General features: G+C 67.4%; 26 protein-coding genes and 1 tRNA gene. 17 read left to right on the top strand and 10 right to left on the bottom strand.

Annotation, left to right across the window (positions count from 1 at the left end):
- The first annotated feature begins 96 nt into the window (after positions 1 to 96).
- The 4 genes from ACYVI5_RS10800 (at position 97) to ACYVI5_RS10785 (ending at position 4,697) form a co-directional block, all read left to right on the top strand.
- Positions 97 to 1,806 carry a S1C family serine protease gene (locus ACYVI5_RS10800; RefSeq protein ID WP_460580170.1) on the top strand — a complete coding sequence of 570 codons (1,710 nt, stop codon included), beginning with the start codon at positions 97 to 99 and terminating at the stop codon, positions 1,804 to 1,806.
- Between the two features lie 131 nt (positions 1,807 to 1,937).
- A complete protein-coding gene (locus ACYVI5_RS10795) occupies positions 1,938 to 3,014 on the top strand; it encodes a glycosyltransferase family 2 protein (RefSeq protein WP_460580169.1) in 1,077 nt (358 codons plus the stop codon).
- A gap of 55 nt (positions 3,015 to 3,069) precedes the next feature.
- Positions 3,070 to 3,825 (top strand): CDP-alcohol phosphatidyltransferase family protein, encoded by a 756-nt coding sequence (locus ACYVI5_RS10790; RefSeq protein ID WP_460580168.1) that lies wholly within the window; start codon positions 3,070 to 3,072, stop codon positions 3,823 to 3,825.
- The gene (locus ACYVI5_RS10785) at positions 3,822 to 4,697 is read left to right on the top strand and encodes a glycosyltransferase family 2 protein (RefSeq protein WP_460580167.1); all 876 of its coding nucleotides are present in this window, start codon (positions 3,822 to 3,824) and stop codon (positions 4,695 to 4,697) included. The genes ACYVI5_RS10790 and ACYVI5_RS10785 overlap by 4 nt, the downstream gene beginning before the upstream one ends.
- 57 nt (positions 4,698 to 4,754) lie before the next feature.
- Here the strand turns inward: ACYVI5_RS10785 and ACYVI5_RS10780 are convergent, their stop codons facing one another.
- The gene (locus tag ACYVI5_RS10780) at positions 4,755 to 5,549 is read right to left on the bottom strand and encodes a hypothetical protein (protein WP_460580166.1); all 795 of its coding nucleotides are present in this window, start codon (positions 5,547 to 5,549) and stop codon (positions 4,755 to 4,757) included.
- A gap of 89 nt (positions 5,550 to 5,638) precedes the next feature.
- On the opposite strand from ACYVI5_RS10780, the gene ACYVI5_RS10775 reads away from it, so the two are divergent.
- Entirely contained in the window at positions 5,639 to 6,238 is a 600-nt protein-coding gene (locus tag ACYVI5_RS10775; protein ID WP_460580165.1) for a tetratricopeptide repeat protein, read from the top strand.
- Between the two features lie 5 nt (positions 6,239 to 6,243).
- Positions 6,244 to 6,888 carry a hypothetical protein gene (locus ACYVI5_RS10770; RefSeq protein WP_460580164.1) on the top strand — a complete coding sequence of 215 codons (645 nt, stop codon included), beginning with the start codon at positions 6,244 to 6,246 and terminating at the stop codon, positions 6,886 to 6,888.
- Positions 6,889 to 6,903: 15 nt separating this feature from the next.
- Here ACYVI5_RS10770 and ACYVI5_RS10765 read toward each other — a convergent pair whose 3' ends face one another.
- Both ACYVI5_RS10765 and ACYVI5_RS10760 read right to left on the bottom strand, forming a co-directional pair.
- Positions 6,904 to 7,215: a type II toxin-antitoxin system PemK/MazF family toxin gene (locus ACYVI5_RS10765; RefSeq protein ID WP_460580588.1), complete on the bottom strand. Its 312-nt coding sequence runs from the start codon at positions 7,213 to 7,215 to the stop codon at positions 6,904 to 6,906.
- A gap of 11 nt (positions 7,216 to 7,226) precedes the next feature.
- Positions 7,227 to 7,460, bottom strand: a complete 234-nt coding sequence (locus ACYVI5_RS10760; protein ID WP_460580163.1) for an AbrB/MazE/SpoVT family DNA-binding domain-containing protein — start codon at positions 7,458 to 7,460, stop codon at positions 7,227 to 7,229.
- A 201-nt stretch (positions 7,461 to 7,661) separates the two neighbouring features.
- Here ACYVI5_RS10760 and ACYVI5_RS10755 point away from each other — a divergent pair, with 201 nt between their 5' ends.
- Entirely contained in the window at positions 7,662 to 7,961 is a 300-nt protein-coding gene (locus tag ACYVI5_RS10755; protein WP_460535822.1) for a helix-turn-helix domain-containing protein, read from the top strand.
- Positions 7,962 to 7,967: 6 nt separating this feature from the next.
- On the opposite strand, the gene ACYVI5_RS10750 is transcribed toward ACYVI5_RS10755, so the two are convergent.
- The 4 genes from ACYVI5_RS10750 to ACYVI5_RS10735 form a co-directional block, all read right to left on the bottom strand.
- Positions 7,968 to 8,273, bottom strand: coding sequence for a hypothetical protein (locus tag ACYVI5_RS10750; RefSeq protein ID WP_460580162.1), 306 nt, complete (start codon positions 8,271 to 8,273; stop codon positions 7,968 to 7,970).
- Positions 8,274 to 8,376: 103 nt separating this feature from the next.
- Positions 8,377 to 9,129 carry an ABC transporter ATP-binding protein gene (locus ACYVI5_RS10745; protein WP_460580161.1) on the bottom strand — a complete coding sequence of 251 codons (753 nt, stop codon included), beginning with the start codon at positions 9,127 to 9,129 and terminating at the stop codon, positions 8,377 to 8,379.
- A complete protein-coding gene (locus ACYVI5_RS10740) occupies positions 9,129 to 9,944 on the bottom strand; it encodes an ABC transporter permease (RefSeq protein WP_460580587.1) in 816 nt (271 codons plus the stop codon). Before ACYVI5_RS10740 ends, ACYVI5_RS10745 begins: the two co-directional genes overlap by 1 nt.
- Before the next feature lie 97 nt (positions 9,945 to 10,041).
- Positions 10,042 to 10,740: a phosphocholine cytidylyltransferase family protein gene (locus ACYVI5_RS10735; RefSeq protein WP_460580160.1), complete on the bottom strand. Its 699-nt coding sequence runs from the start codon at positions 10,738 to 10,740 to the stop codon at positions 10,042 to 10,044.
- 751 nt (positions 10,741 to 11,491) lie between these two features.
- Here ACYVI5_RS10735 and ACYVI5_RS10730 point away from each other — a divergent pair.
- From ACYVI5_RS10730 to ACYVI5_RS10720, 3 genes are read left to right on the top strand one after another with little or no spacing between them, the layout of a single operon-like run.
- Positions 11,492 to 12,871: an ABC transporter ATP-binding protein gene (locus ACYVI5_RS10730; RefSeq protein WP_460580159.1), complete on the top strand. Its 1,380-nt coding sequence runs from the start codon at positions 11,492 to 11,494 to the stop codon at positions 12,869 to 12,871.
- Positions 12,847 to 14,427, top strand: a complete 1,581-nt coding sequence (locus ACYVI5_RS10725) for a hypothetical protein (RefSeq protein ID WP_460580158.1) — start codon at positions 12,847 to 12,849, stop codon at positions 14,425 to 14,427. The genes ACYVI5_RS10730 and ACYVI5_RS10725 overlap by 25 nt, the downstream gene beginning before the upstream one ends.
- 31 nt (positions 14,428 to 14,458) lie before the next feature.
- A complete protein-coding gene (locus tag ACYVI5_RS10720; RefSeq protein WP_460580157.1) occupies positions 14,459 to 14,752 on the top strand; it encodes a DUF3039 domain-containing protein in 294 nt (97 codons plus the stop codon).
- A 6-nt stretch (positions 14,753 to 14,758) separates the two neighbouring features.
- Here ACYVI5_RS10720 and ACYVI5_RS10715 read toward each other — a convergent pair whose 3' ends face one another.
- Positions 14,759 to 16,015 (bottom strand): nicotinate phosphoribosyltransferase, encoded by a 1,257-nt coding sequence (locus ACYVI5_RS10715; protein ID WP_460580586.1) that lies wholly within the window; start codon positions 16,013 to 16,015, stop codon positions 14,759 to 14,761.
- A gap of 106 nt (positions 16,016 to 16,121) precedes the next feature.
- Here ACYVI5_RS10715 and murI point away from each other — a divergent pair, with 106 nt between their 5' ends.
- From murI to ACYVI5_RS10695, 4 genes are read left to right on the top strand one after another with little or no spacing between them, the layout of a single operon-like run.
- Entirely contained in the window at positions 16,122 to 16,955 is an 834-nt protein-coding gene (gene murI, locus ACYVI5_RS10710) for a glutamate racemase (protein ID WP_460580156.1), read from the top strand.
- A gap of 9 nt (positions 16,956 to 16,964) precedes the next feature.
- Positions 16,965 to 17,777 (top strand): ribonuclease PH, encoded by an 813-nt coding sequence (gene rph / locus ACYVI5_RS10705; RefSeq protein ID WP_460580155.1) that lies wholly within the window; start codon positions 16,965 to 16,967, stop codon positions 17,775 to 17,777.
- Positions 17,774 to 18,424 (top strand): RdgB/HAM1 family non-canonical purine NTP pyrophosphatase, encoded by a 651-nt coding sequence (gene rdgB / locus ACYVI5_RS10700; protein WP_460580154.1) that lies wholly within the window; start codon positions 17,774 to 17,776, stop codon positions 18,422 to 18,424. Before rph ends, rdgB begins: the two co-directional genes overlap by 4 nt.
- 44 nt (positions 18,425 to 18,468) lie before the next feature.
- Positions 18,469 to 19,395 carry a cation diffusion facilitator family transporter gene (locus ACYVI5_RS10695; protein ID WP_460580153.1) on the top strand — a complete coding sequence of 309 codons (927 nt, stop codon included), beginning with the start codon at positions 18,469 to 18,471 and terminating at the stop codon, positions 19,393 to 19,395.
- A 20-nt stretch (positions 19,396 to 19,415) separates the two neighbouring features.
- Here the strand turns inward: ACYVI5_RS10695 and ACYVI5_RS10690 are convergent, their stop codons facing one another.
- Both ACYVI5_RS10690 and ACYVI5_RS10685 read right to left on the bottom strand, forming a co-directional pair.
- Positions 19,416 to 20,180 (bottom strand): DedA family protein, encoded by a 765-nt coding sequence (locus ACYVI5_RS10690; protein WP_460580152.1) that lies wholly within the window; start codon positions 20,178 to 20,180, stop codon positions 19,416 to 19,418.
- Between the two features lie 245 nt (positions 20,181 to 20,425).
- A tRNA-Leu gene (locus tag ACYVI5_RS10685) sits at positions 20,426 to 20,507 on the bottom strand.
- 123 nt (positions 20,508 to 20,630) lie between these two features.
- Here ACYVI5_RS10685 and ACYVI5_RS10680 point away from each other — a divergent pair.
- The 3 genes from ACYVI5_RS10680 to ACYVI5_RS10670 are packed head-to-tail and all read left to right on the top strand — an operon-like array spanning position 20,631 to position 23,649.
- Positions 20,631 to 21,854, top strand: a complete 1,224-nt coding sequence (locus ACYVI5_RS10680; RefSeq protein ID WP_460580151.1) for a CpaF family protein — start codon at positions 20,631 to 20,633, stop codon at positions 21,852 to 21,854.
- Positions 21,851 to 22,714, top strand: coding sequence for a type II secretion system F family protein (locus ACYVI5_RS10675; protein WP_460580150.1), 864 nt, complete (start codon positions 21,851 to 21,853; stop codon positions 22,712 to 22,714). The genes ACYVI5_RS10680 and ACYVI5_RS10675 overlap by 4 nt, the downstream gene beginning before the upstream one ends.
- Positions 22,711 to 23,649, top strand: coding sequence for a type II secretion system F family protein (locus ACYVI5_RS10670; RefSeq protein WP_460580149.1), 939 nt, complete (start codon positions 22,711 to 22,713; stop codon positions 23,647 to 23,649). Before ACYVI5_RS10675 ends, ACYVI5_RS10670 begins: the two co-directional genes overlap by 4 nt.
- Positions 23,650 to 23,699 lie beyond the last annotated feature (50 nt).

The raw sequence follows: 23,699 nt of genomic DNA, 5'->3' as shown, positions 1-23,699 counted from the left end.
GGTCCCATGGGATCGTTCTAGTCCGTTCACAGATTGCCCATAAGCGATGCCCAGCATGACAGCGGATGCTTGGAGTGCTTGGAAGGAGCACGACAGATGACCGACACACCGAAGGATCCCGCGGAGACGCCGGAGACGGCACCGCAGCAGCCGCCCGCGCAGGACTCGGTTGCCGACTCGGCGCAGTCCGCCCAGCACCCTGAGGCGGTGCAGTCCGCCCAGCACCCTGGGGACGCGCAGTCCGCGGCGGAGCAGTCGACGGCTGACCAGCCCACGGCCGAGCAGTCCGCTCACGATGCCCAGGCCAACCAGACCCAGCCGACGGAGCAACTGCCGCCGTACACTGCCGCGGCACCGGCACCGGCGCAGCCCGAGCAGGGCTCGCAGAACCCGTACGCGCAGCAGGGCTACCACTACGGCCAGCAACCCGGCTACCCGCAGCAGCCCGGTCACTACCAGTACGCATCGCAGCAGGCAGGTCAGCCGACGGGCCAGCAGGCTCCTCAGCACGGAGCATTCGGCCAGCCCACCTACGCGGGCCAGCAGCCCTACGCCCAGCAGCAGCCGGGTGAAGCACCGAAGCCTGCCAGGCAGAAGGACGGCAAGGGCAACCGGGCCGGACTGCTCATCACCGGATTCGTGCTCGCGGGCCTCCTCGGCGGCGGCGTGGGTGCCGGCGTGGTCGGCATCTATGCGGCGAACTCGAACACGGGTAGGCCTGTGGCATCTACGGGCGCCACCAACGTCACGGTGAATGACCCGCAGACCGCCACCAACGTCACCGCGGTGGCGTCGAAGGTCAGCCCGAGCGTCGTCACGATCAACGTCACGGGCGGCCAGGAAGCGGGCACCGGGTCGGGTGTCATCCTCAGCTCCGACGGTTACATCCTGACGAACACGCACGTGGTGACCCTCGACGGGTCCACCGGCAACCCGACTGTGAGCGTGACGACGAACGACGGCAAGATCTACCAGGCCAAGGTGGTCGGCACCGATCCCATCCTCGACCTCGCGGTGATCAAGCTGCAGAACGCCAGCGGCCTCACGCCGGTGACGTTCGCGAACTCCGACAAGGTCAACGTCGGCGACCAGACCATCGCGATCGGCGCTCCGCTCGGCCTGTCCGGCACCGTGACCAACGGCATCGTCAGCTCGCTGAACCGCAGCATCTCGATCGCCTCGTCCGCGGCTCCCAAGCAGGACCAGAACGACCAGGGTGGCAACAGCCCGTTCAACTTCTGGAACTTCGGGCAGAACGGCAACAGCCAGGGCCAGTCGTCGGCACAGAGCACCATCTCGCTCCCTGTCATCCAGACGGATGCCGCGATCAACCCGGGCAACTCCGGCGGCCCCCTGCTCAACGGCAAGGGCCAGGTCATGGGCATCAACGTCGCGATCGCGAGTGCGAACTCGTCGAGCGACTCCAGCGGCCAGTCCGGAAGCATCGGAGTGGGCTTCGCCATCCCGTCGAACGTGGCTCAGCGCGTCGCGAACGACATCATCAAGAACGGCAAGGCCACGAGCGGCCTGCTTGGCGCGACGGTAACCGACTCGACGTCGGACAAGAACGCGACGACGGTGGGTGCGCTGATCAAGTCGGTCAGCTCTGGCGGCGCGGCGGCGAACGCGGGCCTGCAGGCCGGTGACATCGTCACCAACTTCAACGGCAAACCGATCACCGACTCCACCGATCTCACGGCCCAGGTTCGGGCACTGGCCGGCGGCAGCAAGGCCACGCTCACCTACGACCGAGGCGGGCAGACGAAGCAGGTCGACGTCACGCTCGGCACGCTGTCGAGCGACTGAGTCGGAGCACGGCGCCGCGGGTTGAGTTCGAACAATCGGACTCAACCCCGCGATCGTTTCTGCCCGCTAGCGCGCTGAGCCCGCTCTCATCGCGCTGATAGGCTGAGCCGACGATTCGACGAGCGGATGTGATGGGCGAGGCCAGCAGTTCAGGCGCCGAAAGCGCCCTCGACAGGGCGGGTGCACTTCCAGGTGTCTCGTACGTGATGCCGGTGCTGAACGAAGCGCCGTACGTGCGCGCGGCGGTGGAGCGTCTTCTCGCTCAGGACTACCAGGGCCCCTACGACATCACGCTCGCGGTCGGACCCAGCACCGACGGCACCGAGGACGTGCTCGACGAGCTGGCGCGCGAGCATCCGAACGTGCGCGTCGTGCCCAATCCGGTCGCGTCCACCTCCGCCGGACTGAACGCCGCGATCAGGGCATCTTCGTACCCGATCGTGGTGCGTGTCGACGCGCACTCGCTGCTGCCACCCGAGTACACCCGGATCGCCGTCGAGACGCTGCAGCTCACAGGCGCCGACAACGTCGGGGGACTGATGGATGCCCGCGGCACGACCCCCTTCGAGAAGGCGGTCGCCCGTGCCTACCGTTCCCGGATCGGCCTCGGCGGCACGCAGCACCACGTCGGCGGCAAGGAGGGCCCTGCGCAGACCGCGTATCTCGGCTCGTTCCGGCGTGACCGCCTCGAGGCGGCGGGTCTGTTCGACGAGGGCGTGCGTCGCGGCCAGGACTGGGAGCTCAACCGCCGCCTGCGAGCCGCCGGGGGCACCGTCTGGTTCACTCCGCGACTTGTGGTGACGTATCAGCCGCGGTCGAGCATCCGCTCGCTTGTCAACCAGTTCTTCGCCACCGGCATGTGGCGTGGCGAGCTCGTGCGACGTTTCCCGTCCGCGAACTCATTGCGCTACTTGGCGCCGCCCGTGCTCGTCCTCCTGCTCGCGGCAGCGGTCATCGTCGGCCTGCTGGGCATCGCTGGTCTGATCATCGGAGCGCCGCTCGGCTGGCTGACCCTGGCCTTCGTCATTCCCGTGCTCTACCTTCTGTTCGTTCTCGCCGCCTCGTTCACCATCGGCTCCCGAGACGGGGGCCCCGCTATGCTGCGTTTCGTCATCGTCGTGCCGACGATCCACCTGAGCTGGGGCATCGGTTTCATCGGCGGATTCTTCGAGCTGTCGCACGACCTGCACAGCCGATCCGGGAGGTAGCGTGTCGGCTTCGGATTCCTACCGCCGGCCGGCGTCCATCGCCCAATTGCGCGAAGTGACGCAACCGCCTGAGGTGCGGCAGCGGCGCAACGCCGAGCACTGGACGGCGCACCTCTACCTGCGCGACATCTCGCCGTATCTCACCTGGACGCTCTTGAAGACCCGCATCAGCGCGAACGGCGTGACGGGCTTCATGATCCTGACCGGATGGCTCACCGCGGCCGCCCTGCTCATCCCCGGTTTCTGGGGTGCACTGATCGCCGTCGTGCTCGGCCAGCTGCAGATGCTGTTCGACTGCTGCGACGGCGAGGTCGCCAGATGGCGCAACAGTTCGTCGCCGGCGGGGCACTTCCTGGATGCCGTCGGCCATTACTCCACGGAGACGTTCATCGCCATCGTCCTCGGCCTGCGCGCCGCGGCGTGGCCGTTCGAGGCACCGGACGACTACCTGTGGACCACGTTCGGCTTCGCGCTCGCCCTCGTGCTCGTGCTCAACAAGGCGCTGAACGATCTCACCCGGGTCGCACGCGCCTATGCCGGCCTGCCCCGGCTCGGCAATGCCGAAGCGGATGCCGCCCCGCAGCACCGCCTCATCGCCTTGGCTCGTCGCGCGGTGAAGTTCTTCCCGTTCCACCGGATGTTCCACTCCGTCGAGCTGACGCTGCTCACGTTCGTCGTCGCCATCATCGCCCTGTTCACCGGGTCGCCGGTCACTGAACGTGTCTACCTCGTCGTACTGCTCGCATTCGCGATCCTGGGGCTGATCGGTCACTTCCTGGCGATCATGAGTTCGAAGCGGCTCAAGTCATGAGCTCCGGCGTGCCCACGGTCGGCGTCGTGGTGCTCACGCAGGGAACACGGCCGCGGGAACTCGCGCAGGCACTGGCATCCGTTCTCGCACAGCGCGACGTCGAGGTCGACATCGTCTGCGTGGGCAACGGCTGGAGGCCGACCGGCCTGCCGGCGCGGGTGAAAGCGCTCGGGCTGCCCGAGAACCTCGGCATCCCTGCCGGCCGCAATGCCGGTGTGCCGGAGACGACGGGGGAGTTCCTGTTCTTTCTGGACGACGACGAATACGTCGAGTCCGAGACGTTCCTTATCGATGCCATCGCTCGCTTCCGTGCCGACCGCACGATCGGGGTGCTGCAGCCGCGGGTGCGCACGATCGACGACTCGATCCCACCGCGCCGCTGGGTCCCGCGCATGCGGAAGGGGGATCCTGCACGGCCGAGCGCCGTCTTCTCGCTCGTCGAGGGCGCGATCGTGATGCCACGCAGCGTGTTCGAGGCGGTGGGCGGCTGGGCCGGGCCGTTCTTCTACGCCCACGAGGGCATCGAGCTCGCGTGGCGTGTCTGGGACCAGGGCAAACGTGCCTGGTACGCGGGCGACTTGCAGGCACGGCATCCGAACGTGCCGACGACCCGGCACAGGGACTTCTACTGGCGCAACGCGCGCAACCGGGTGTGGGTCGCAAGGCGCAACCTTCCTGCCGTGCTCGCGCCCGTGTATGTGGCGACGTGGACGGGCGTGCAGCTCCTGCGTGGCGGCCGCAGCCCGAAGACGCTGCGTCCCTGGTTCGCCGGCTGGGCGGCGGGCTGGAGAGACGACCCCGGCGAACGACGCCCGATCCGCTGGCGCACCGTGTGGCGCATGACACTGGCCGGCCGCCCGCCCGTCGTCTGATCAGCAATAGCCGTCGACCGCGCCGCGCGCCGCGAAGCAGGCGTACCGAAACCGCCGCTAGTCGACCGCAGCCAGCTCGGCTCCGTCGACAGGTTCCTCAGTGGCCGCAACGTCCAGTGCCGCAGGAAAGGCCTCTGGCAGCGACCCGAACGCGACGTGCGCGGATCGCACGACCCGGGATCCCGTGATGCGGTTTCCCGCTCCGCCGACGACGGCGCCGATGCCGAACGGAAGCGCTTTGCCGAGGATGCTCGCCGTTCCGGTGGTCGCCAGCCGCTTCGCCGCGGCGGACTGGAGTCGTTGCACGAGCGGGCCGACGACGACGCGCGGGATGCTGCTGGAGACGACCTGACGCCAATACAGCTCGCGCGTCGCCTCCTTCTCGGTCAGCTCGACGCCCCACTGACGCACGAGGTCGGACCCCTCTTTGCCGAGCATGAGCGCCAGCACCAGCGCGCGGGCGCGTTCCGGGTCGTCAACGGGCAGCCCGTGCAGTTCGGCGATCGACTGAGCGAACAGCGCCGTCGCCTCGAGGAACGCCGCGGTCTCCACCGCCGAGAGCGCCAGCGTCGTGACGGTGCCGACCGCCGGAATCACGGCAGTCGTACCCACCGCTGCACCGCTCGTGGTGACGGCCGCCAGGTAGCGCCGGCCCAGGATGTACGCGACTTCGCCGGGTGTGGCATCCGGATGCCTGCGCCTGATGCTTCTCAGATGCGACAGCACCACGGGTCGCTGCACGGCGAGAAAGCGGTCGACCCCGCGGTTCAGCCGGGTCGGGATGGCGACACCGCGAGCTGTGCTCGTGCCGGTGACGCCGACGAACGGCTTGACCTTCTTGGAGCGAGCCATGCATCCGAGTCTAAGGACGCGACGTATTCCGCACGCCGCATAGGCGACCGCGGGACTGCACCTTGGATGGTTTCTCCTAAGCTGGCCGGGTGCCTCGCCTGATCACGCAGAACGACTTCGACGACGTGCGCCTCCGCGCCGACCGAGCGGACGGCTCCATCGCCGAGACCTTGCGTGCGTGGGCGATGGAGACCGACCGTTATCGCCTTGCAGACGAGGTCTCGCGCGCAGCCGTGCTGATCGAGGCCGGCGAGGACTTCGGTTATGCGGGCAACCATGCCGAGGCGCTGCGCATGTACGAGGCGGCCCGGGACGACGGCGGTCCCGCCTACGTCGATCCGCGTGCCCTGATCGTGCAGGCGCTGTACCAGGGCGGTCAGACGGATGCCGCACTCGAGCTCGCGGACGCCTTGCGCAAGGAGTCCCCGCGGCAGCTCAATACGTTCCTGGTGCTGGGTGGGTTCTTCGAACTCGTCGATGAGTTCAAGCAGGCGCAGCGCTGGTACTCGATGGGCATCCGCGCGATGGACAGCGGCAACGTCGCGGGCTCGGAGTCGCAGTACGAGTCGATGCTGATCGGCCGAGCACGTGTTCGCTCCGAGCTCGGGATGCCGCGCGACACCCTCGACGACGCGGCCGCGATCATCATCGAGCGCTACGCGGCCGAGCTCGAGTCCGACGAGGAGTGAGACGGGTGCCTCGCACGATCACCGAAGACGACGTCCGCGCCCTCGAGGTCTCCCGGCCCGCGAAGGGTCAATCACGCGACGACATGCTGCGGCAGCGTATCGAGACGCTGATCGAATGGACCTACAGCGCGGACATCGAGCTGGATGGCATCACGCGCGCTCACCTGCTCTGCATCGCGGCGGAGCACTCCTTGACCCTGGGCGATGCGCCGCGGGCCCTCGAACTGGCGCGCGCCGCAAAGGCCAGCGGCGACCCCGACTCATTCGATGCGGTCCCCGACCTCGTGACGGCGCTTCTCACACTCGACCGAGGTGACGAGGTGACAGACGTTGTGAAGGAAGCACGTGCTCTCGTTCGTGAGGATGCGAGTGCGCTTCCGTGGACGGTGCTCGAGCGGGTGGGTGAGGAGCTGGCCTACTTCGGAAGGCTGGATGACGCCGAGCGCTGGTTCGCGATGTGCGTGCGCGTTTCCGAACGCACAGATGTCGGCGACCTGGCTGCCGCTCGTGCGCTGACGTTCCGCTGGGCGACGCGTCGTCGCGCCGGAAAGCCGCAGGATGCGATGGATCAGGAGGCCGAGCGCGTCGCGGCCGCTCGTGGCTGGGAGAACCCGGACCCGCTGGTCTTCCGCGAAGACGAAGGGCGATAGCGAGCGGGTGCCGACTCAGTTCTGGGAATGCCCGAATAGCTCGCGTGCGATCGACAAGGCGGCCTGAAGTACCTCGTCGTCGACTCCCGCAACCGGAGTGCCAAGGGATGCCCGGCTGGCGGTGAAGAGCTTCTCCGGTCGAGCAAAGCTCACGAGGGGTAGGGATCCATGCGAGAAGGAGTCGAGGCCGATCTTCACGTGGTGCCTGCTGGCGTAGGGCCGAGAAGTAACTTGGCACACGATGACATCGCGATCGTCGGCTTCTGCGAGCACTAGCGCCGGCCGCCGTTTGACACCGCTTCCGTCAGAAAGCCGAAACGGAAGCACCACGATGTCGCCTACTGAAGGAACGCCCACGCCTCGTCCTCTTCGGGTCGTTCCCAATCAGACAGGGCGTCGCGCGACATGAGCATCAGAGCCAGATCTGACTCCGGCTCGGGCGCAGGTGACAGCAGAATGCCGTCATCCACGACAACCATCTCGAGTGGTCCGCTGATCCCGGCTTCCTCAAGAATCGGTTTCGGGATGCGAACCCCCTGCGAGTTCCCGATCCGCACAATCTTGCCCTTCATGGTAATTACAGTGTAATCACCGGACTCTATGGGCGGGATTCCAGCGTCGACATTCCGCAGGCGTGCTCGTGGGATAACGATGCCCCATCGGGATCTGGGGAGGAGAAGCTCAGATCTCGAAGGCCTAGTTCTCTACGGAACTGATCCATAGGGCACGAACACTCTGGATACGAACGCTGCCTGATTCGTAGACAAGAAGGCGTGGTCGAGCCGTTCTCCAACGCCGCTGGCGTCTTCGGGAAGCGGCTGCGCGCCATCCGCACCGGGCTGGCGCTGAGCCAGGAAGAGGTGGCGCACCTCGCGGAGATCCACCCGACCAATTACGGCAAGCTCGAACGCGGTCGCGCGAACCCGAACATGGAGACGATCATCCGAATCTCCACCGTGCTCGGAGTCGAACCGGGGGAGTTGCTGCAGGGGCTGACGACGGCGGACTACCCGGGCCATCAGCACAACGTCACTGCCAAAGAGTGGCTCGAAGCGCGCCAACGGATGCGTTAGCGCGCGTCAGAAGCTCGCTCGCCACAGGTACTCGTCGCCGTTGGCCCGGTGCCATCGCACGACGAGAACTGTCGACCGCGCGAGATCGTGCCCGTAGATCGGGATCTCGGCGACCGCGCCCGGTTCGAGTGTGATCGGTGCCTGCACGGGCATGCTGCCCGCACCGAGGAGGGAGAACCTCACGCCGGTCAATGTCTCCAGACTCGCGTTGCGCAGACGATAGCGCGGGGGAGAGCTGCGGTCGAAGACGAACGGAACCGGGTAGGCGAGGGTCGAGTCGTCGATGGTCTCGTCGGGTCGAGTCGTGGTCATGCAGGCAGGCTAGGCGGGGCATCCGACGAGCGGGCATCCGATGTGCATGCCCTCGTCGACCGGTCTTCTGTGGACGGAGAGAGCCGGTCTGAACTGGGAGGCCTCAGGCGCCGTAATCGCTGTTGTACCGTGACAGAACGGAATCGATGTCGGAGTCGAGCGCGAGTCCGTGGTCATTGAGATAGAGACCGCGGGTGCAGAAACGGCGGATCTCCTTCTCATTGTGCGAGACGAAGAACATCGTGCGACCCTCGCCGAGCATCTCTTCGATGCGCTTGTAGCACTTCTCCCGGAACATGCGGTCGCCCACCGCGAGCACCTCGTCCACGATGAGAATCGGCTCGTCGAGCTGCGTGATCACCGCGAACGCGATGCGCACCTTCATGCCGCTGGAGAGGTGCTTGTACGGCGTGTCCAGGAAGTTGCCGATGTCGGCGAAGCCCGTGATGTCGTCGAATCGCTCGTCGATTTCCGCCTTGGACATGCCGTGGAGTCCTGCGGTCAGGTAGACGTTGTCGCGCACGCTCAGGTCGTCGACGAAGCCGCCGGTGATCTCGATGAGCGGCGCGGTTCCCGCCTTCACCTCGACCGTGCCCTCGTCGGGCAGGATGACGCCGGCCACCAACTTCAGCAGCGTGGACTTGCCCTGCCCGTTGCGTCCGACAACACCGACCGCCTCACCCGCGGGCACCGCGAACGACACGCTGCGCAGAGCCCAGAACTCGTCGGGCTTCGATCGGCGCTGGCGCGACGAGAACAGATCCTTGAAGCTACGACGCGAGGAACGGTTCCTCTTGAAGCGGATGCCGACATCCGTCGCCTCGATCATCGTGCCGGTGGTCGTCGAAGTCGTCATCACATCTCCTTCAGCACGCTGCGGATCGTGCGGGAGTAGACCAGCCAGCCGATGATGAGAAAGATCACGCTGCCGATCGCCGAGCTGAGCACCAGATCCCAGTGCAAGTCGTTCGGGAAGAACGCCGAATGGTAGATGCCGAACAGACCCACCAGGGGATTCAGGTCCGAGAACACCTTGAAGATCGGGATGTCTTTGGGCACGGCAGTCGCCGGATAGAGCACGGCGGAGACGTAGAAGAGCAGACGGAGCAGCAGCCTGACGACGCGCTCGAGGTCGCGGAAGAACATCACGAGTGGGGCGACCAGCAGCCCCAGGCCGATGAGCAGCACAGCCTGGATGAGGAGCGCAAGGGGCATGAGCGCGAGCTGCCAGTGCACCTGTGCGCCGGTAACGATGACGAAGAACGCCAGCACGGGAAGCGAGAAGAGATACTCGATGCCCTTGCTGAGCACGATGCGGTTGATCCAGATCGTGCGCGGAATCGCTACGGAACGGATGAGCTTGGCGTCTCGGCTGTACGCCCGGGTGAAGTCGGAGACGGCCCCGTTGAACCACGTCCACGGCAGCATCCCGGAGAGCAGGAAGACGATGTACGGCTCCTCGGTGATGCCACCGCGGTGGAAGATCACGGTGAAGACGAGGAAGTAGATGCCCGCCATGAGCAGTGGGTCGAGAATCGACCACACGTAACCGAGCGCGTTCGTCGCGTAGCGCACGTGCAGGTCGCGCTTGGTCAGCAACCACAGTGAATGCCGGTAGCGCCCGACCGGCGACCGCTGAATGCGCTCGGTCGGTCGCGCGGCGGCAGAGATCGTCACTCCACGATCGTAGCGATGACCGGCTGTGCAGAAGACGGATGCCGCCGACCCAGCGGGCCGACGGCATCCGTCACATTGTGGGGCGGTTGGTTCAGACGAAGAGGTTCGCGCGCTCCAGGTCTTCTGCGAAGTCGATCTCGACCGCGTACAGGTCGGAGATGTCGATGGGCTCCACGAGCATTCCGTCGTGCTGGATGGCCAGCTCGAGGCCGCGCTCGAAGTAGTCCTGGTCGTCGACGCGCTGCAGGTGGTGCAGCAGTGCGGCCTTGTCGTGGCTGGAGACGTAGTTGATGCCGACGGCCTCGCCGAGTCCACCCTTGACGGTCTTCGAGAGCTTCTCGATGTAGCCCTCGGCGCCGGTGGTGTACTTGACCTCTTCGTCGGAGACCTTGGCGGTGTTCACCGTGACGAACGACTGATCGCGAGCGATCGCGGCCGCAGCGCGCACCAGCACACCGGGGTCGAAGACGACGTCGCCGTTCATCCAGAGCACGCCACCGTTGCCGCTCGACTTGAGCGCACGCATGAGGCTCTTCGACGTGTTGGTCTGGTCGTACTGCTCGTTGTAGACGAAGGACGCGTCCGGGAACGCCTCGACGATGTGCTCGAGCTTGTAGCCGACGACGATGGTGACCTTGACCTTCGGTCCGAAGGCGGCGTGGATGTTGTCGAACTGCTGCTGCATGATCGTGCGGCCGTCACTGAGCTCCGTCAGCGGCTTCGGGAGCGAACGCCCGAGCCGGCTGCCCATACCTGCCGCGAGAATCACGACCTGCGGTGCGGTGGTCACGTTTCGTCTCCTGTCATTCGTGCGCATAGTCGACCCCCCATGAGTTGAACTGTGTGACTTGCGGATGACAGCCGATCGGCAGTGAATCTTGGAGGTGCGTTTCCGCGCCGACCGCTTCCGTTCACCGAAGTGTCACTGATGCGTGTGTACAAAGACACCGCGTTGTGCCGAAATCGAATCTACCGGCTCTCTGCGCCCCGAATGCGGGGCGTTGCCGTTTCGTGATCGTTTTATGGGAGTGCTCTTAGAAAGCGGATGTCGGCCGGCCGCCTGAATGTCTGCCTGTTCCACCTGAGTTTCGGAGGATCAGAACGGGATGTTCGACGGGAACCACACCTTGTGGCGCAGGCACCATGACAGCAGAGAACGATGGGTCCATCCAGGGGTGTTCCGACGAAGATTGGTACGTTAGCGTAGAGCGTTCGAGGGGACCACGGTAACGGGGGTAAGGCGCGTGCAAGAAGACCCGCAGACGACAATCGCGGGTGGCGCCCAGACGGTGAGTGGAACGGATACTCCCAGTTCCGGCTCATCAGGCGACGCCCCCGTTGTCGGCACGCGTGGCGCGAAGTCGAGCGATGCTCGCCGTGGTGGGAGGCCTCGCGCGACCGGGGCTGCCGCGGACACCTCCGTCGTGGCCGATGCTGCTGCGGGCGAACCTGCCGCCGTCGTGACGGCCACGGGACCGCGCGGTCCGAGGGGCTCCTCACGCGCTCGCGGCACGGTGACCCGGGCGACGAAGGGAGCCGGCATGTCGACCTCGGCTCGGCCCGCCGTCGTCGAGCCGAGGACGCCTGCGGTCGCCGAGCCGAGAACTACTGAGCCGAAGACTGCGGAACCGCGGAAGTTCGAGCCGAAGGCGGCGGAGCCGGCAACGGTCGGGCCTCCGATCGCAGAGCCGACAACGGTCGAGCCGAAGGCCCCCGAGCCGGATCACGACAACGTCGACACTGGACCGATGCCCGTGCTGTCCTCGGCAGTCGACGAGAACACCGGATCCCGCCAGCGCATCACGCTCTTCGGACGGCGGCGACGGGCCGCTGCAGCGGCGGCAGCGCCCGCTGAGACCGAGCGAGAGGTGGAAGACGGCGGGTCCGACCTGCTGGCGGAGCTGGTACGGGAGACCGAGGCGGACGACACGCCTAGCCGCGCGCCGTCCGTGGAGCAGCTCGAACCTGATCGGCGAGAAGAGACGCTCAATGCGCGTGCGCCCGAGGACGAGTTCCTGCAGGAGACGATCGATCGCTCGACGCTGACGCGCCAGGACGACTCATCCGCGACCGGGCTCGAAACCTCGCCGCCCCCGCGCGCGCGCCGCGCGGCCGAGACCCGGGCCTACCCGCCGGCGCGGCCGGCTCCGCCGACGACGGCGCCGGTGGTGCTGGCAGTGACGGGCCTGCACAAGCGGTATGGCGACGTGGTCGCGGTCGACGGCGTCAACCTCAGCATCCGTGCCGGATCGATGTACGGCATTGTCGGACCGAACGGCGCCGGCAAGACCACCACGCTGTCCATCGTCACCGGCCTGCTCCGAGCCGACTCCGGTGCCGTCTTTGTCAACGGTGTGGATGCCCGCAAGCATCCGCGAGCCGCGAAACGCGCCATCGGGGTGCTGCCCGACCACCTGCGCACCTTCGACAAGCTCACCGGCGCGCAGCTTCTGTACTACGCAGGAACGCTGCGCGGGCTCGACGCCTCCACGACCCGGCAGCGCTCAGCCGACCTCGCCGCCGCATTCGGCATCGAAGACGCCATGGGCCGTCTGGTCGCGGACTACTCGGCGGGCATGACGAAGAAGGTGTCGCTGGCCGCGGCCATGATCCACTCGCCCAGACTTCTGGTGCTCGATGAACCGTTCGAGGGGGTCGATCCGGTGTCGGCGGCGACCGTCACGGGCATCCTTCAGCGTTATGTGGATGCCGGGGGCACAGTGCTGCTCTCCAGCCACGGCATGGACCTTGTGCAGCGCATCTGCGACAGCGTCGCGATCATCGTCGGCGGTATCGTGCTCGACTCCGGACCCGTGGACGAGGTGCGCGGCGAGAAGACGCTCGAGGACCACTTCATCGAACTCGCAGGCGGCCGCAAGGCCGTGGAGGGGCTCGAATGGTTGCACAGTTTCTCCGACTGAAGCTGGCGTCGCTCGGCAGCGGATTCCGTCGGGGCGGCTGGCACACGTTCGGACTGGTCGTCGGCCTGCTCTACACGGCGGCGCTGACCGTCGTCGTCTGCGGGGTTCTGGCGTCGGCGCGCACTGCCAGCGACGGGCAGCTGGTGCGCGACATCCTCGTGATCGCCGGCGGCGCCGCCGCCTTGTGCTTCCTGCTCGTTCCGCTGTTCAGCAGGCACGACGGGACGTTCGACCCGCGGTCGTACGCCATGCTGGGCCTCGAGTCACGGCAGATCGCTGTCGGGCTGGGCGCCGCGGCGCTGGCATCGGTGCCGGCGCTCGTGCTTCTCGTGTGCTCGTTGTTCACCGTGGTGACGTGGTCGAGATCCCCGGGCGCGGCCGTGCTCGCGTTCATCGCGGCGGTGATCTGCGTGCCGACGTGGATGCTCGCGGCGCGACTGACGTCATCCGTTGCCGCGTTCGCGCTGTCGACGCGTCGCGCCCGGGAGTTCAGTGCGACGGTCGCGGTGCTGATCGTGGTCATGCTTCTGCCTGTCGCGTTCTTCCTGGCGACCCTGAACTGGAGCCGAGACGGTCTCCGGGTCGTGCACTCCGCAGCGAACTGGGTGAGCTGGACGCCTTTCGGGGCCGCCTGGTCGGTGGGCGGCGACGCTGCAGCCGGTCGATGGGGCCTGGCCGTGCTGAAGCTCCTGATCGCGATCGTGACGCTCGCCATCGTCGCCGGCGCATGGTGGGCCCTGGTGCGCCACATGGTCGTCACGCCCGATCGGCAGGTGTCGGTGAAGACCTACGCCGGTCTGGGCTGGTTCGGCAGGATGCCCGCGCGCCCGGCAGGTGCGATCGCCGCCCGCAGCCTCACCTACTGGGGCCGCGACTCGCGTTACTGGGTGCAGCTCGTGCTCGTCCCGCTGTTCCCGCTCATCATGGTGGCGGCGCTGCTCATCTCCGGCGCTGTGCGGCCGCATGACCTCGCGCTCATCCCGCTGCCCGTGATCTGCCTGTTCGTCGGGTGGGTGGCGCACAACGACATCGCGTACGACGGAACGGCCATCTGGCTGCACATCGCCTCCGGAACCCGCGGTGTTCCCGATCGCCTCGGGCGCCTCGCCCCTGTGGTGCTGATCGCGGTTCCCGTGGTCGCGGTGGGGAGCATCCTCACGGTGCTCGCGTATGGGAACTGGGACGTTCTGCCCGCGGTGACGGGCGTGAGCGTGTGCCTCGTGCTGACCGGGCTCGGACTCTCCAGCGTGTCGTCGGCGCTCACGCCGTATGCGGCTCCGCGTCCCGGTGACAGCGCGTTCGCGCATCCGCAGCACACAGGCGGAGCGGCGACGTTCGCGCAGTTCGCGAGTCTGTTGCTCACCGCGCTGTTCGCGGGAGCGCCCATCGCCATGATGGTGCTCGGCGTCGTGCAGAGCCCGGAGTGGTTCACGATGTGCCTGTGGACCGGGCTCGGCATCGGAGTTGTCGTCTTCGTCGCCGGCGTGCTGCTCGGCGCGGTCGCCTACAACCGCAGGGGACCCGAGATCATGGCGTTCGCACTGCGCAACGCCTGACGTCCGGCGGCCGCTCGGTTAAGCTGTCGGGATGGTCGACAACAGCATCGCAGAACCCGGCGGTCCCGGCGCGGCACCCGATGGCGGCGGCCTGGCCACCCTCGACCGCGAGCTCGAGGAGCTGATCCAGAACGAGCAGATGGAGCCGGGCGACCACGAGCGCTTCTCGCACTACGTGCGCAAGGAGCAGATCCTGGAGTCCGCGGTCACGGGCAAGCCGGTCATCGCGCTGTGCGGCAAAAAGTGGACGCCGAATCGCGACCCCCAGAAGTTCCCGGTATGCCCGGAGTGCAAGAAGATCTACGAGGGTCTCAGCGACGAGTAGCGCATCTCAGACGTACTCCGTCTGCAGGGCCGGCTCGCCACGCCCGAGCCGGAACGCCGATTCGGGCAGTTCCTCCCGCACTATCGCGTGATGGCGTCGCGCCGCCTCGACGCCCGCCGCGCCGAGATACTCGCGCCCGGCGACGCCGTCGCGCATGAGCGGAACGTGCAGGTGGCGGCCCGCCGGCATCGGGGTCGTGCTCTGCAGCACGTGGATCTCCTCTGCGGATGCCATACCGAGCTTGTCGATCGCCCGCACGGGCACCTTGGCTCCGCCGATGGACGCCTTGCCGGTGGATGCCTTGGCCACCGGCACCCACGCGCCGGCCGCATCCTTTCGCGCAACGAGCTTGTACACCATGCCGGCCGTCGGCGCACCGGATCCGGTCACCAGCGACGTACCCACTCCATATGAATCGACGGGCGAGGCGCGCAGCGCGGCGATGGCGAACTCGTCCAGGTCGTTCGTCACGGTGATGCGGGTGTTGCGAGCACCGAGTGCGTCGAGCTGTGCTCGCACCGACCCGACGAGAACCGGCAGGTCGCCCGAGTCGAGCCGCACGGCTCCCAGCTCGGTCCCCGCGACGCGGACGGCGGTCTCTATCGCCTTGTGCACATCGTAGGTGTCCACGAGAAGCGTGGTTCCGGGACCGAGGGAGCGCACCTGCGCGCGGAAGGCATCCTCTTCGCTGTCGTGCAGAAGGGTGAACGCGTGCGCGGCGGTGCCCATGGTGGGGATGCCCCAGGTGCGGCCGGCCTCGAGGTTGGATGTCGCGCTGAACCCCGCGATGTAGGCGGCACGGGCAGCGGCGATCGCCGCCTCTTCATGTGCGCGCCGAGAGCCCATCTCGGCCAAGGGTCGTCCAGCTGCGGCGGAGACCATGCGTGCGGCCGCGCTGGCGATCGCGGAGTCATGGTTCAGCACGCTCAGCGCCAGGGTCTCCAGCAGCACGCCCTCGCCGAACGGGGCATCCACGACCAGGATCGGCGACCCCGGAAAGTACAGTTCGCCTTCCCGATAGCCGCGGATCGTGCCGTTGAACCGGTAGTCGGCCAGCCAGTCGAGCGTCTCGTCGCGCACGACGCGGTTGTCGCGCAGCCACTCGAGTTCTGCATCCTCGAACCGGAATCGCTCGATCAGCTCGAGCAGCCGTCCCGTACCAGCGACGACGCCGTAGCGACGTCCGCCCGGCAGCGAACGTGCGAAGACCTCGAACACGGACTCGCGTTCGTGGGTGCCGGAGAGCATGGCGGCGTCGAGCATGGTGAGTTCATAGCGGTCCGTGAGTAGCGCGGAGGAGCGGCGCTCGTGCGGTGGCGTCACGTGCCTCAGCCTATTGGAGCAGGTGGCGGCCGTATCCTGGAGAACTGTGACAGACGCTCCGATCGGCATCTTCGATTCGGGGGTGGGCGGGCTCACCGTCGCCCGCGCCGTGCGCGACCAGCTGCCGAACGAGTCGGTGCTGTACGTCGGAGATACGGCGAACTCGCCGTATGGTCCGAAGCCGATCGCACAGGTGCGCGCACTCGCGCTCGAGGCGCTGGACTTCCTGGTAGAGCAGGGCGTCAAGATGCTGGTGATCGCGTGCAACACCGCATCGTCAGCCATGCTGCGGGACGCGCGCGAACGCTACGACGTTCCAGTCATCGAGGTGATTCAGCCCGCTGTGCGCCGGGCCGTCGCCACGACGCGCAGCGGCCGCGTCGGGGTGATCGGCACCGTCGGAACGGTGAATTCCCGCGCCTACGAGGACGCGTTCGCCGCCGCTCCGTCGCTGCAGCTCTTCACGCAGGCGTGTCCGCGTTTCGTGGAGTTCGTGGAGGCGGGCGTGACGAGCGGACCAGAGCTGCTGGATGTCGCGGCGGATTACCTGCGTCCGCTTCAAGACGCCCGTGTGGACACGCTGGTGCTCGGGTGCACGCACTACCCGTTCCTCAAAGGCGCGATCTCGTACGTGATGGGCGAGGGAGTGTCGCTGGTCTCCAGCGATGTGGAGACGGCGAACGACGTGTACCGGGTGCTGGTGTCGCAGGGACTGGAGCGCACGGCGGCGAGCGAGCCGAGCATCCGGTACGAGGCGACCGGCGACGACACAGAAGCCTTCGTGCGGCTCGCGCGCCGGATGCTCGGCACTGAGGTGCCGGTCGTCGACGTCGTGCGCACCGGCGCGATCGATCTGCCCGGGTTCGACGCTCGCCGATAGGGTGGAGCGGTGAGCGAGACCATCCGAGCCGACGGCAGAACGACCGACCAGCTGCGCCCGATCAGCATCGTGCGGGGCTGGAACGAACAGGCGGAGGGAAGTGCGCTCATCTCGTTCGGGCGCACACGCGTGCTGTGCACGGCATCCTTCACGAACGGCGTTCCGCGTTGGCTGACCGGCAAGGGCAAGGGGTGGGTGACCGCCGAGTACTCGATGCTGCCGCGATCGACCAACGAGCGCACCGATCGGGAATCGGTGAAGGGACGCATCGGTGGCCGGACGCACGAGATCAGCCGCCTGATCGGACGCAGCCTCCGCGCCGTCGTGGACATGAAGGCGCTCGGAGAGAACACGATCGTGCTCGACTGCGACGTGCTGCAGGCAGACGGCGGCACCCGCACCGCGGCCATCACCGGCGCCTACGTCGCGCTCGCGGATGCGCTGGCGTGGGGCAAGGAGCGCAAGTTCATCGCGCAGCGCGCGACACCGCTCATCGACAGCGTCTCCGCGGTGTCGGTCGGGATCATCGACGGCGAGCCCATGCTCGATCTGGCATATGTCGAAGACGTACGCGCCGAAACGGATATGAACGTCGTCGTCACAGGTCGTGGCCTCTTCGTCGAGGTGCAGGGAACCGCCGAGGGTGCGCCGTTCGACCGCCGCGAGCTCGGCTCCCTGCTCGACCTGGCGGAGAACGGATGCCGCGAGCTGGCTTCGTTCCAGTCCCGGGCTCTCGGTGGCGACTCGTCCGAAGGCGAGGCCGACCGTCGTGGTGGCCAGCAGGGCGCGGCGAGCAGCGGGTCCGACGCTGCGGGGTCGTGAGCGAGGTGCAACAGGCGGGCATCCGAACGGATGATCGGGTCCGTGTCGTGCTCGCGACGCACAACAAGCACAAGCTCGAGGAGTTCGGCGCGATCATCGCGCAGCGCATGCCCCAGGTCGAACTCGTCGAGTACGACGGGCCGGAGCCGGTCGAAGACGGGGTGACGTTCGCCGAGAACGCGCTCATCAAAGCGCGCGTCGCGGCGGAGCACACCGGCCTCATCGCGCTCGCGGACGACTCGGGCATCTGCGTAGACGTGCTCGGCGGCTCGCCAGGCGTGTTCTCCGCACGCTGGAGCGGCAGGCACGGCGACGACGCCGGAAACCTGGCTCTGCTCCTCGCTCAGGTCGCCGACGTGCCCGACCGCCACCGCGGCGCGCACTACACCTGCGCCATCGCACTCGTGAGACCTGCCGAAGACGGCCGCGTCGCCGACGAGCGCACTGTGGAGGGGGAGTGGGACGGCGCGCTAGCGCGCGAGCCGCGCGGGACCAACGGGTTCGGCTACGACCCCGCATTCGTGCCCGACGGTTCGACGCACACGGCCGCCGAGCTCGACTCCGACGTCAAGAACGCGGACAGTCACCGAGCGCGGGCGTTCCGCGCGATGGTTCCGGTGCTGCACGAGTTGCTCGCGGGGGAGTAGCCACCCGATCGGCGCCCTGGATGCGCGCCTACCCTTGAAGAGACATGTCGTATTCCCACGATCACGGCGTCGGCCACGACCACGGCGCTCACGCATCCAGCAGGCGCCGCCTGGTGGTCGTCATCGCGATCGTGCTCGGTGTCTTCGTGCTCGAGATCATCGGCGCGCTCCTCAGCGGATCCCTCGCGCTGCTCGCGGACGCCGGACATCTCGTCAGCGACCTGGTCGGCTTGATCGTGGCGCTCGTCGCCGCGACGGTCGCCGCTCGTCCTGCCACCGATCGCCAGACGTTCGGATTCCGGCGGGTCGAGGTGTTCGGTGCGCTCGTGAATTCCCTCATCCTGATCGGTGTGGCCGTGTCGGTCGCGATCGGCGCGGCGTTCCGTCTGGGCGGGCATCCGGACGTGCAGGGCGGCTGGATGCTCGTGGTCGCCGTGATCGGGCTCGCCGGCAATGTGGCCGGGCTGCTGGTGCTGCGAGGCGGAGCGCAGGCATCCATCAACATGCGGGGCGCGTACCTCGAAGTGCTCGGTGACGCTCTGGGCTCGCTCGCCACGATCGCCGCTGCAGTGGTCATTCTGGCCACCGGGCTCGGCTGGGCCGACGCCATCGCGTCGCTCGTCATCGCGGCGCTGATCGTTCCTCGCGCGCTCAGCCTGCTGCGCGAGGTGGTGCGCGTGCTCAGCGAGTCGGCGCCCGCGTCGACCGATGTGGCCGAGATCCGCAAACACATTCTGGGCACGGACGGAGTGGTCGCGGTTCACGATGTGCACGTGTGGGCGATCACTTCGGGTGCTCCGGTGTTCTCCGCGCATGTGGTCGTGTCGCCGGACATCTTCGCGCACGGTCAGGCCGGCGCACTGCTAGACCAGCTGGGCGGATGCCTGAGCGAGCACTTCGACGTCGCACACTCGACGTTCCAGCTCGAGCCGGCCGAACACGCGGAGCACGAGGGCGACACGCATCGCTGACGTCTCGAGTTGCGCTGAGATCAGCCGCCGAAGACCTCGGGCTCGTCGGCGTGACGCTTCGAGGACGAAGCCGGCTCGGACGCCACCGCCGGATCGGGCGTGGCGGAGTGAGCACCCGTCGCCGCAGCCTCCGCCTTGGCCTTGCGCGACTTGCGAAGGCCCAGCAGGTAGTGCACAAGGGCCGGGACCACCGTCACCACCACGGCGAGGATCAGGATCATGTCGATGTAGTGCTCGACGAAGTGCGCGACGGGCGGGATGAAGCCGAGCAGCCAGCCGAACAGCGTCAGCCCTGCTCCCCAGAGGAAGGCACCGATCGCGTTGTAGAGCGTGTAGCGGCGGTAGCTCATGTGCCCGACGCCTGCAGCTACCGGGGCGAACGTTCGCACCACGGGCACGAAGCGCGCGAGGATGATCGCGAACGGTCCGAAGCGTTCGAAGAACCGGTTCGTCCGCTTCACGTTCTCAATGCTGAACAATCCGCTCTCTTTGCGTTCGAAGATGCTCGGTCCGGCTTTGTGGCCGATGAGGTAGCCCACTTCTCCGCCGATGAACGCGGCGATGGCGATGAAGACGCAGACCCACCAGATCGGCAGGCCGTAGACCATCTTCGTGAACGTCAGGATGCCGCTGATCACCAGAAGCGTGTCGCCGGGCAGGATGAATCCCACCAGCAGCCCGGTCTCCGCGAAGATGATCCCGCACACCACGAGAAGTGCCCACGGACCGACCGAGTGGATGATGACGTTGGGGTCGAGCCACGGTATGAGTGCGGTGTGGAACACGAGTCTCCTGTCGTCGGCGCCCGCTGAACGCGGCAACCGGCCATCGGCGATGAGCTGAGGGATGTGACGCTGAGCAGTGCGTCGAATACGCGTTTGCAGTGAGTCTACCGACGGCGGGTCGAGCGAAACCGGGTGTTAACCCCACGAATCGAGGTGATCTCGATGCGGCGTTGCCGCACCGCTTACCTCACACAATCGGCTCTGAAGCGAAAGCGAGCTTTCGATTCTCTCGCCTCACTCGTGAGTGCGGGAGAGGGGACTTGAACCCCCACGCTCGAAAGCACAGGAACCTAAATCCTGCGTGTCTGCCAATTTCACCACTCCCGCGAGGGCGCCCATCAGCATAGCCGCAGCGCGTTCCGTCGCTCATCCTTCGTGGATTCCCGCCGGTGGCCCGATGCCTGGGGATAACTTCGGCGAGGCATCCGGCACTGGCGGCATCATGACCGCATGAACGATCCCGTGCGCCTCATCGCCGACCGCGTGCGAGACCGGGTGCGACGCGACGGAGTCGACCTCACGACGGATGCTCCGCGAGCGATGGCCTACGCGCGCGACGAGGTGCGCCGGTACTCGGAGCACGCGCTCGGCGGATCGTTGCCCCTGGTGGCAGACGAGGTGCGTACGGAGCGGGAGGTGCTCGCCTCGCTCACCGGCTTCGGACCGCTTCAGCCCTATCTCGACGACCCGACGATCGAGGAGATCTGGCTCAACGCTCCAGACCGTGTCTTCATCGCGCGCGACGGGCGTTCGGAGCGGATCGATCTCGCGCTCACCGACGCGCAGGTGCACGACCTGGTGGAGCGGATGCTGCAGGCATCCGGCCGCAGGGTCGACGTCTCGTCCCCGTTCGTCGACGCCTCGTTGCCGGACGGGTCGCGACTGCACGTGGTGATCCCGGATGTCACGAGGGCGCACTGGGCGGTCAACGTGCGCAAGTTCTCGCAACGGATCAGGGACCTCGGTCGGTTGGTGGCACTCGGTTCCATCACCAGGCAGGCCGCGGAATTCCTGCGGATGTGCGTGCTCGCGAACCAGAACGTGCTCATCTCCGGTGCGACCCAGAGCGGCAAGACCACACTGCTCGGTGCGCTCTTGGCGGCGGCGCGCCCCGGTGAGCGCATCGTCACCGTGGAGGAGACGTTCGAACTCGACCTCACGGCGACCGATGTTGTGAGCATGCAATGCAGGCAGCCCAGCCTCGAGGGAACCGGTGAGATCACCCTGCGGCGCCTCATCAAGGAGGCGTTGCGCATGCGTCCCGACCGGCTCGTCGTGGGCGAGGTGCGTGAGGCGGAGAGTCTCGACCTGCTCCTTGCTCTCAACTCCGGACTGCCCGGCGCGTGCTCCATTCATGCGAACAGCGCACGCGAGGCGTTGGCTAAGTTGTGCACCCTGCCACTGCTGGCCGGTCGCAACATCGACTCGAGCTTCGTCGTCCCCACTGTGGCTTCTTGTGTCGACATCGTGGTGTTCTGCTCGCTGGAGCGCGACGGGCGACGACGCGTGACCGAGATCTTGGCACCGACCGGGAGTGTGACCGGCGGTGTGATCGAGGCGAGCCAGGTGTTCGCGACCCGGAACGGAGAGCTCGTCGCCACCGGCGGATACCCGGCGAAGCGGGCCAAGTTCGAAGCGGCGGGCCTCGATCCCGCGGTGGTGCTCGCACGATGATCGCGGGGATCGGCCTTGGCGGTGCCCTCGGCGTAGGCCTGTTGCTGGCAGCCTCGCCGTTCCTGTGGCCCTCGCGCGTGACGATGCGGAAGGCGCCGCGTGCGGGCGGGCTGCGCCGGAAGCTGGTGCTCGCGGGCATGCCAGCGCTCCCTCCTTCGGCGTTCGTCGCCGTCAGCACCTTGCTCGCACTCGTCTTCTTCGCCATTGCGCAAGCGGTGTTCGGCCTCGTCGCGCTGTCCGTCGGGCTGGCCGCGGTGGGCGCCTGGTTACCGTGGAGTCTTGTCTCCTGGCGCGCTGCGGCCCGCTCGCGCGCCAATCGCACGATGTGGCCGGACGTGGTGGACCAACTCGTCTCAGCCGTGCGCTCCGGACTCGCCCTCCCGGACGGTGTCGCGGCCCTCGCCCGCACGGCGCCCGAGTCCACGCGGGACGCGTTCGCCGCCTTCGAACGCGACTACCGGTCCAGCGGAGTCTTCGCACCCGCGGCGGACCGCCTCAAGGCCGCCCTGGCCGATCCCGTCGCCGATCGCATCATCGAGACCCTGAAGATGGCGCGCGAGGTCGGCGGCGGTGAGCTCGTCGGCGTGCTGAAGGCGCTGGCCGCGTCGTTGCGCGACGATGCGGCGGTGCGGGCCGAGATCGAGGCCCGGCAATCCTGGACGGTCGGTGCCGCGCGCCTCGGAGTCGCCGCGCCGTGGCTTGTGCTCGCGTTGCTGGCCACCCGCCCCGAGGCATCCGTCGCGTACAACACGCCGCTTGGTGCCGTGGTCATCGTGGTCGGCCTCGTGGTCTCGCTGGTGGCGTACCGTGTCATGTTGGCGATCGGCCGGCTTCCCGAGGAGCACAGGTGGTTCCGATGACCAGCGAGCTCGGATGGGGCGTGCTGTGCGGCATCGGCCTGGGACTCGGAATGTGGTCGCTGGTGGCGTTGCTCCCGCGCATGCGGCGGCCGCGCCTGGCCGATCGGGTGGCGCCGTACCTCGTGGACGTCTCCGAGGCTGCGCGGGCACATGCCGCACGAAGCACGGTGCAGCCGCTCCCGGTGATCGGCTCCGTGCTCGCTCCGGCGCTGGGCGCGCTACGTAACGCGGCGTCCAGGATGCTCGGCGGCAGCGAAGCGATCGCGGCCCGCCTTCGCCAGTGCGCGAGCCCTCTCACTGTGGAGGAGTTCCGCCTGCATCAGGTGGCATGGTCGCTGGGTGCCCTTGTCACGGGTGGAGCGCTCGCTGCCGTCGCCGGTTCACTGCGGCCGCTTCCTCCCGCCGTACTTGTTGCGTTGCCGATCGTGCTGGCGGCGATCGGGTTCCTTCTGCCGGATCGCCTGCTGTCCAGGCGGGTGACGCGACGGCTGACCCGCATGACAGAGGAGTTCCCGACCGTTCTCGAACTGTTGACGCTGTCGCTGAGCGCGGGCGAAGGCATCCTCGATGCGATGCGACGTGTAGCACGCAGCGGCTCCGGTGAGCTGGCAGCGGAACTCGGTCGCGTGGTCGCGGAGACGGGCATGGGCGTGCCGCTGGCGACGGCGCTGAACCAGGCGAGCCGGGACATCCGCCTGCCGCAGTTCACGCGTTGCGTCGACGCGGTTATCACCGCTCTCGAGCGCGGCACTCCGGTGGTGGAGGTGCTGCGTGCACAGGCGACCGATGCAAGGGAGTCGGCGAAGCGTGGACTCCTCGAGCAGGCGGGCAAGAAGGAGATAGGGATGCTCGTTCCACTCGTGTTCTTGATTCTTCCCGTGACCGTGCTGTTCGCCGTGTTCCCCGGGATCGTCGTGCTGGAAACGGGCTTCTGATGAGTGGACGAAGACGCGCGCTGAAGCGGCGAGAAGAGCGGGAAGAGAAC

This window comes from Humibacter ginsengisoli (assembly GCF_054780095.1).
This window is presented reverse-complemented; position numbering and strand designations above follow the sequence as displayed.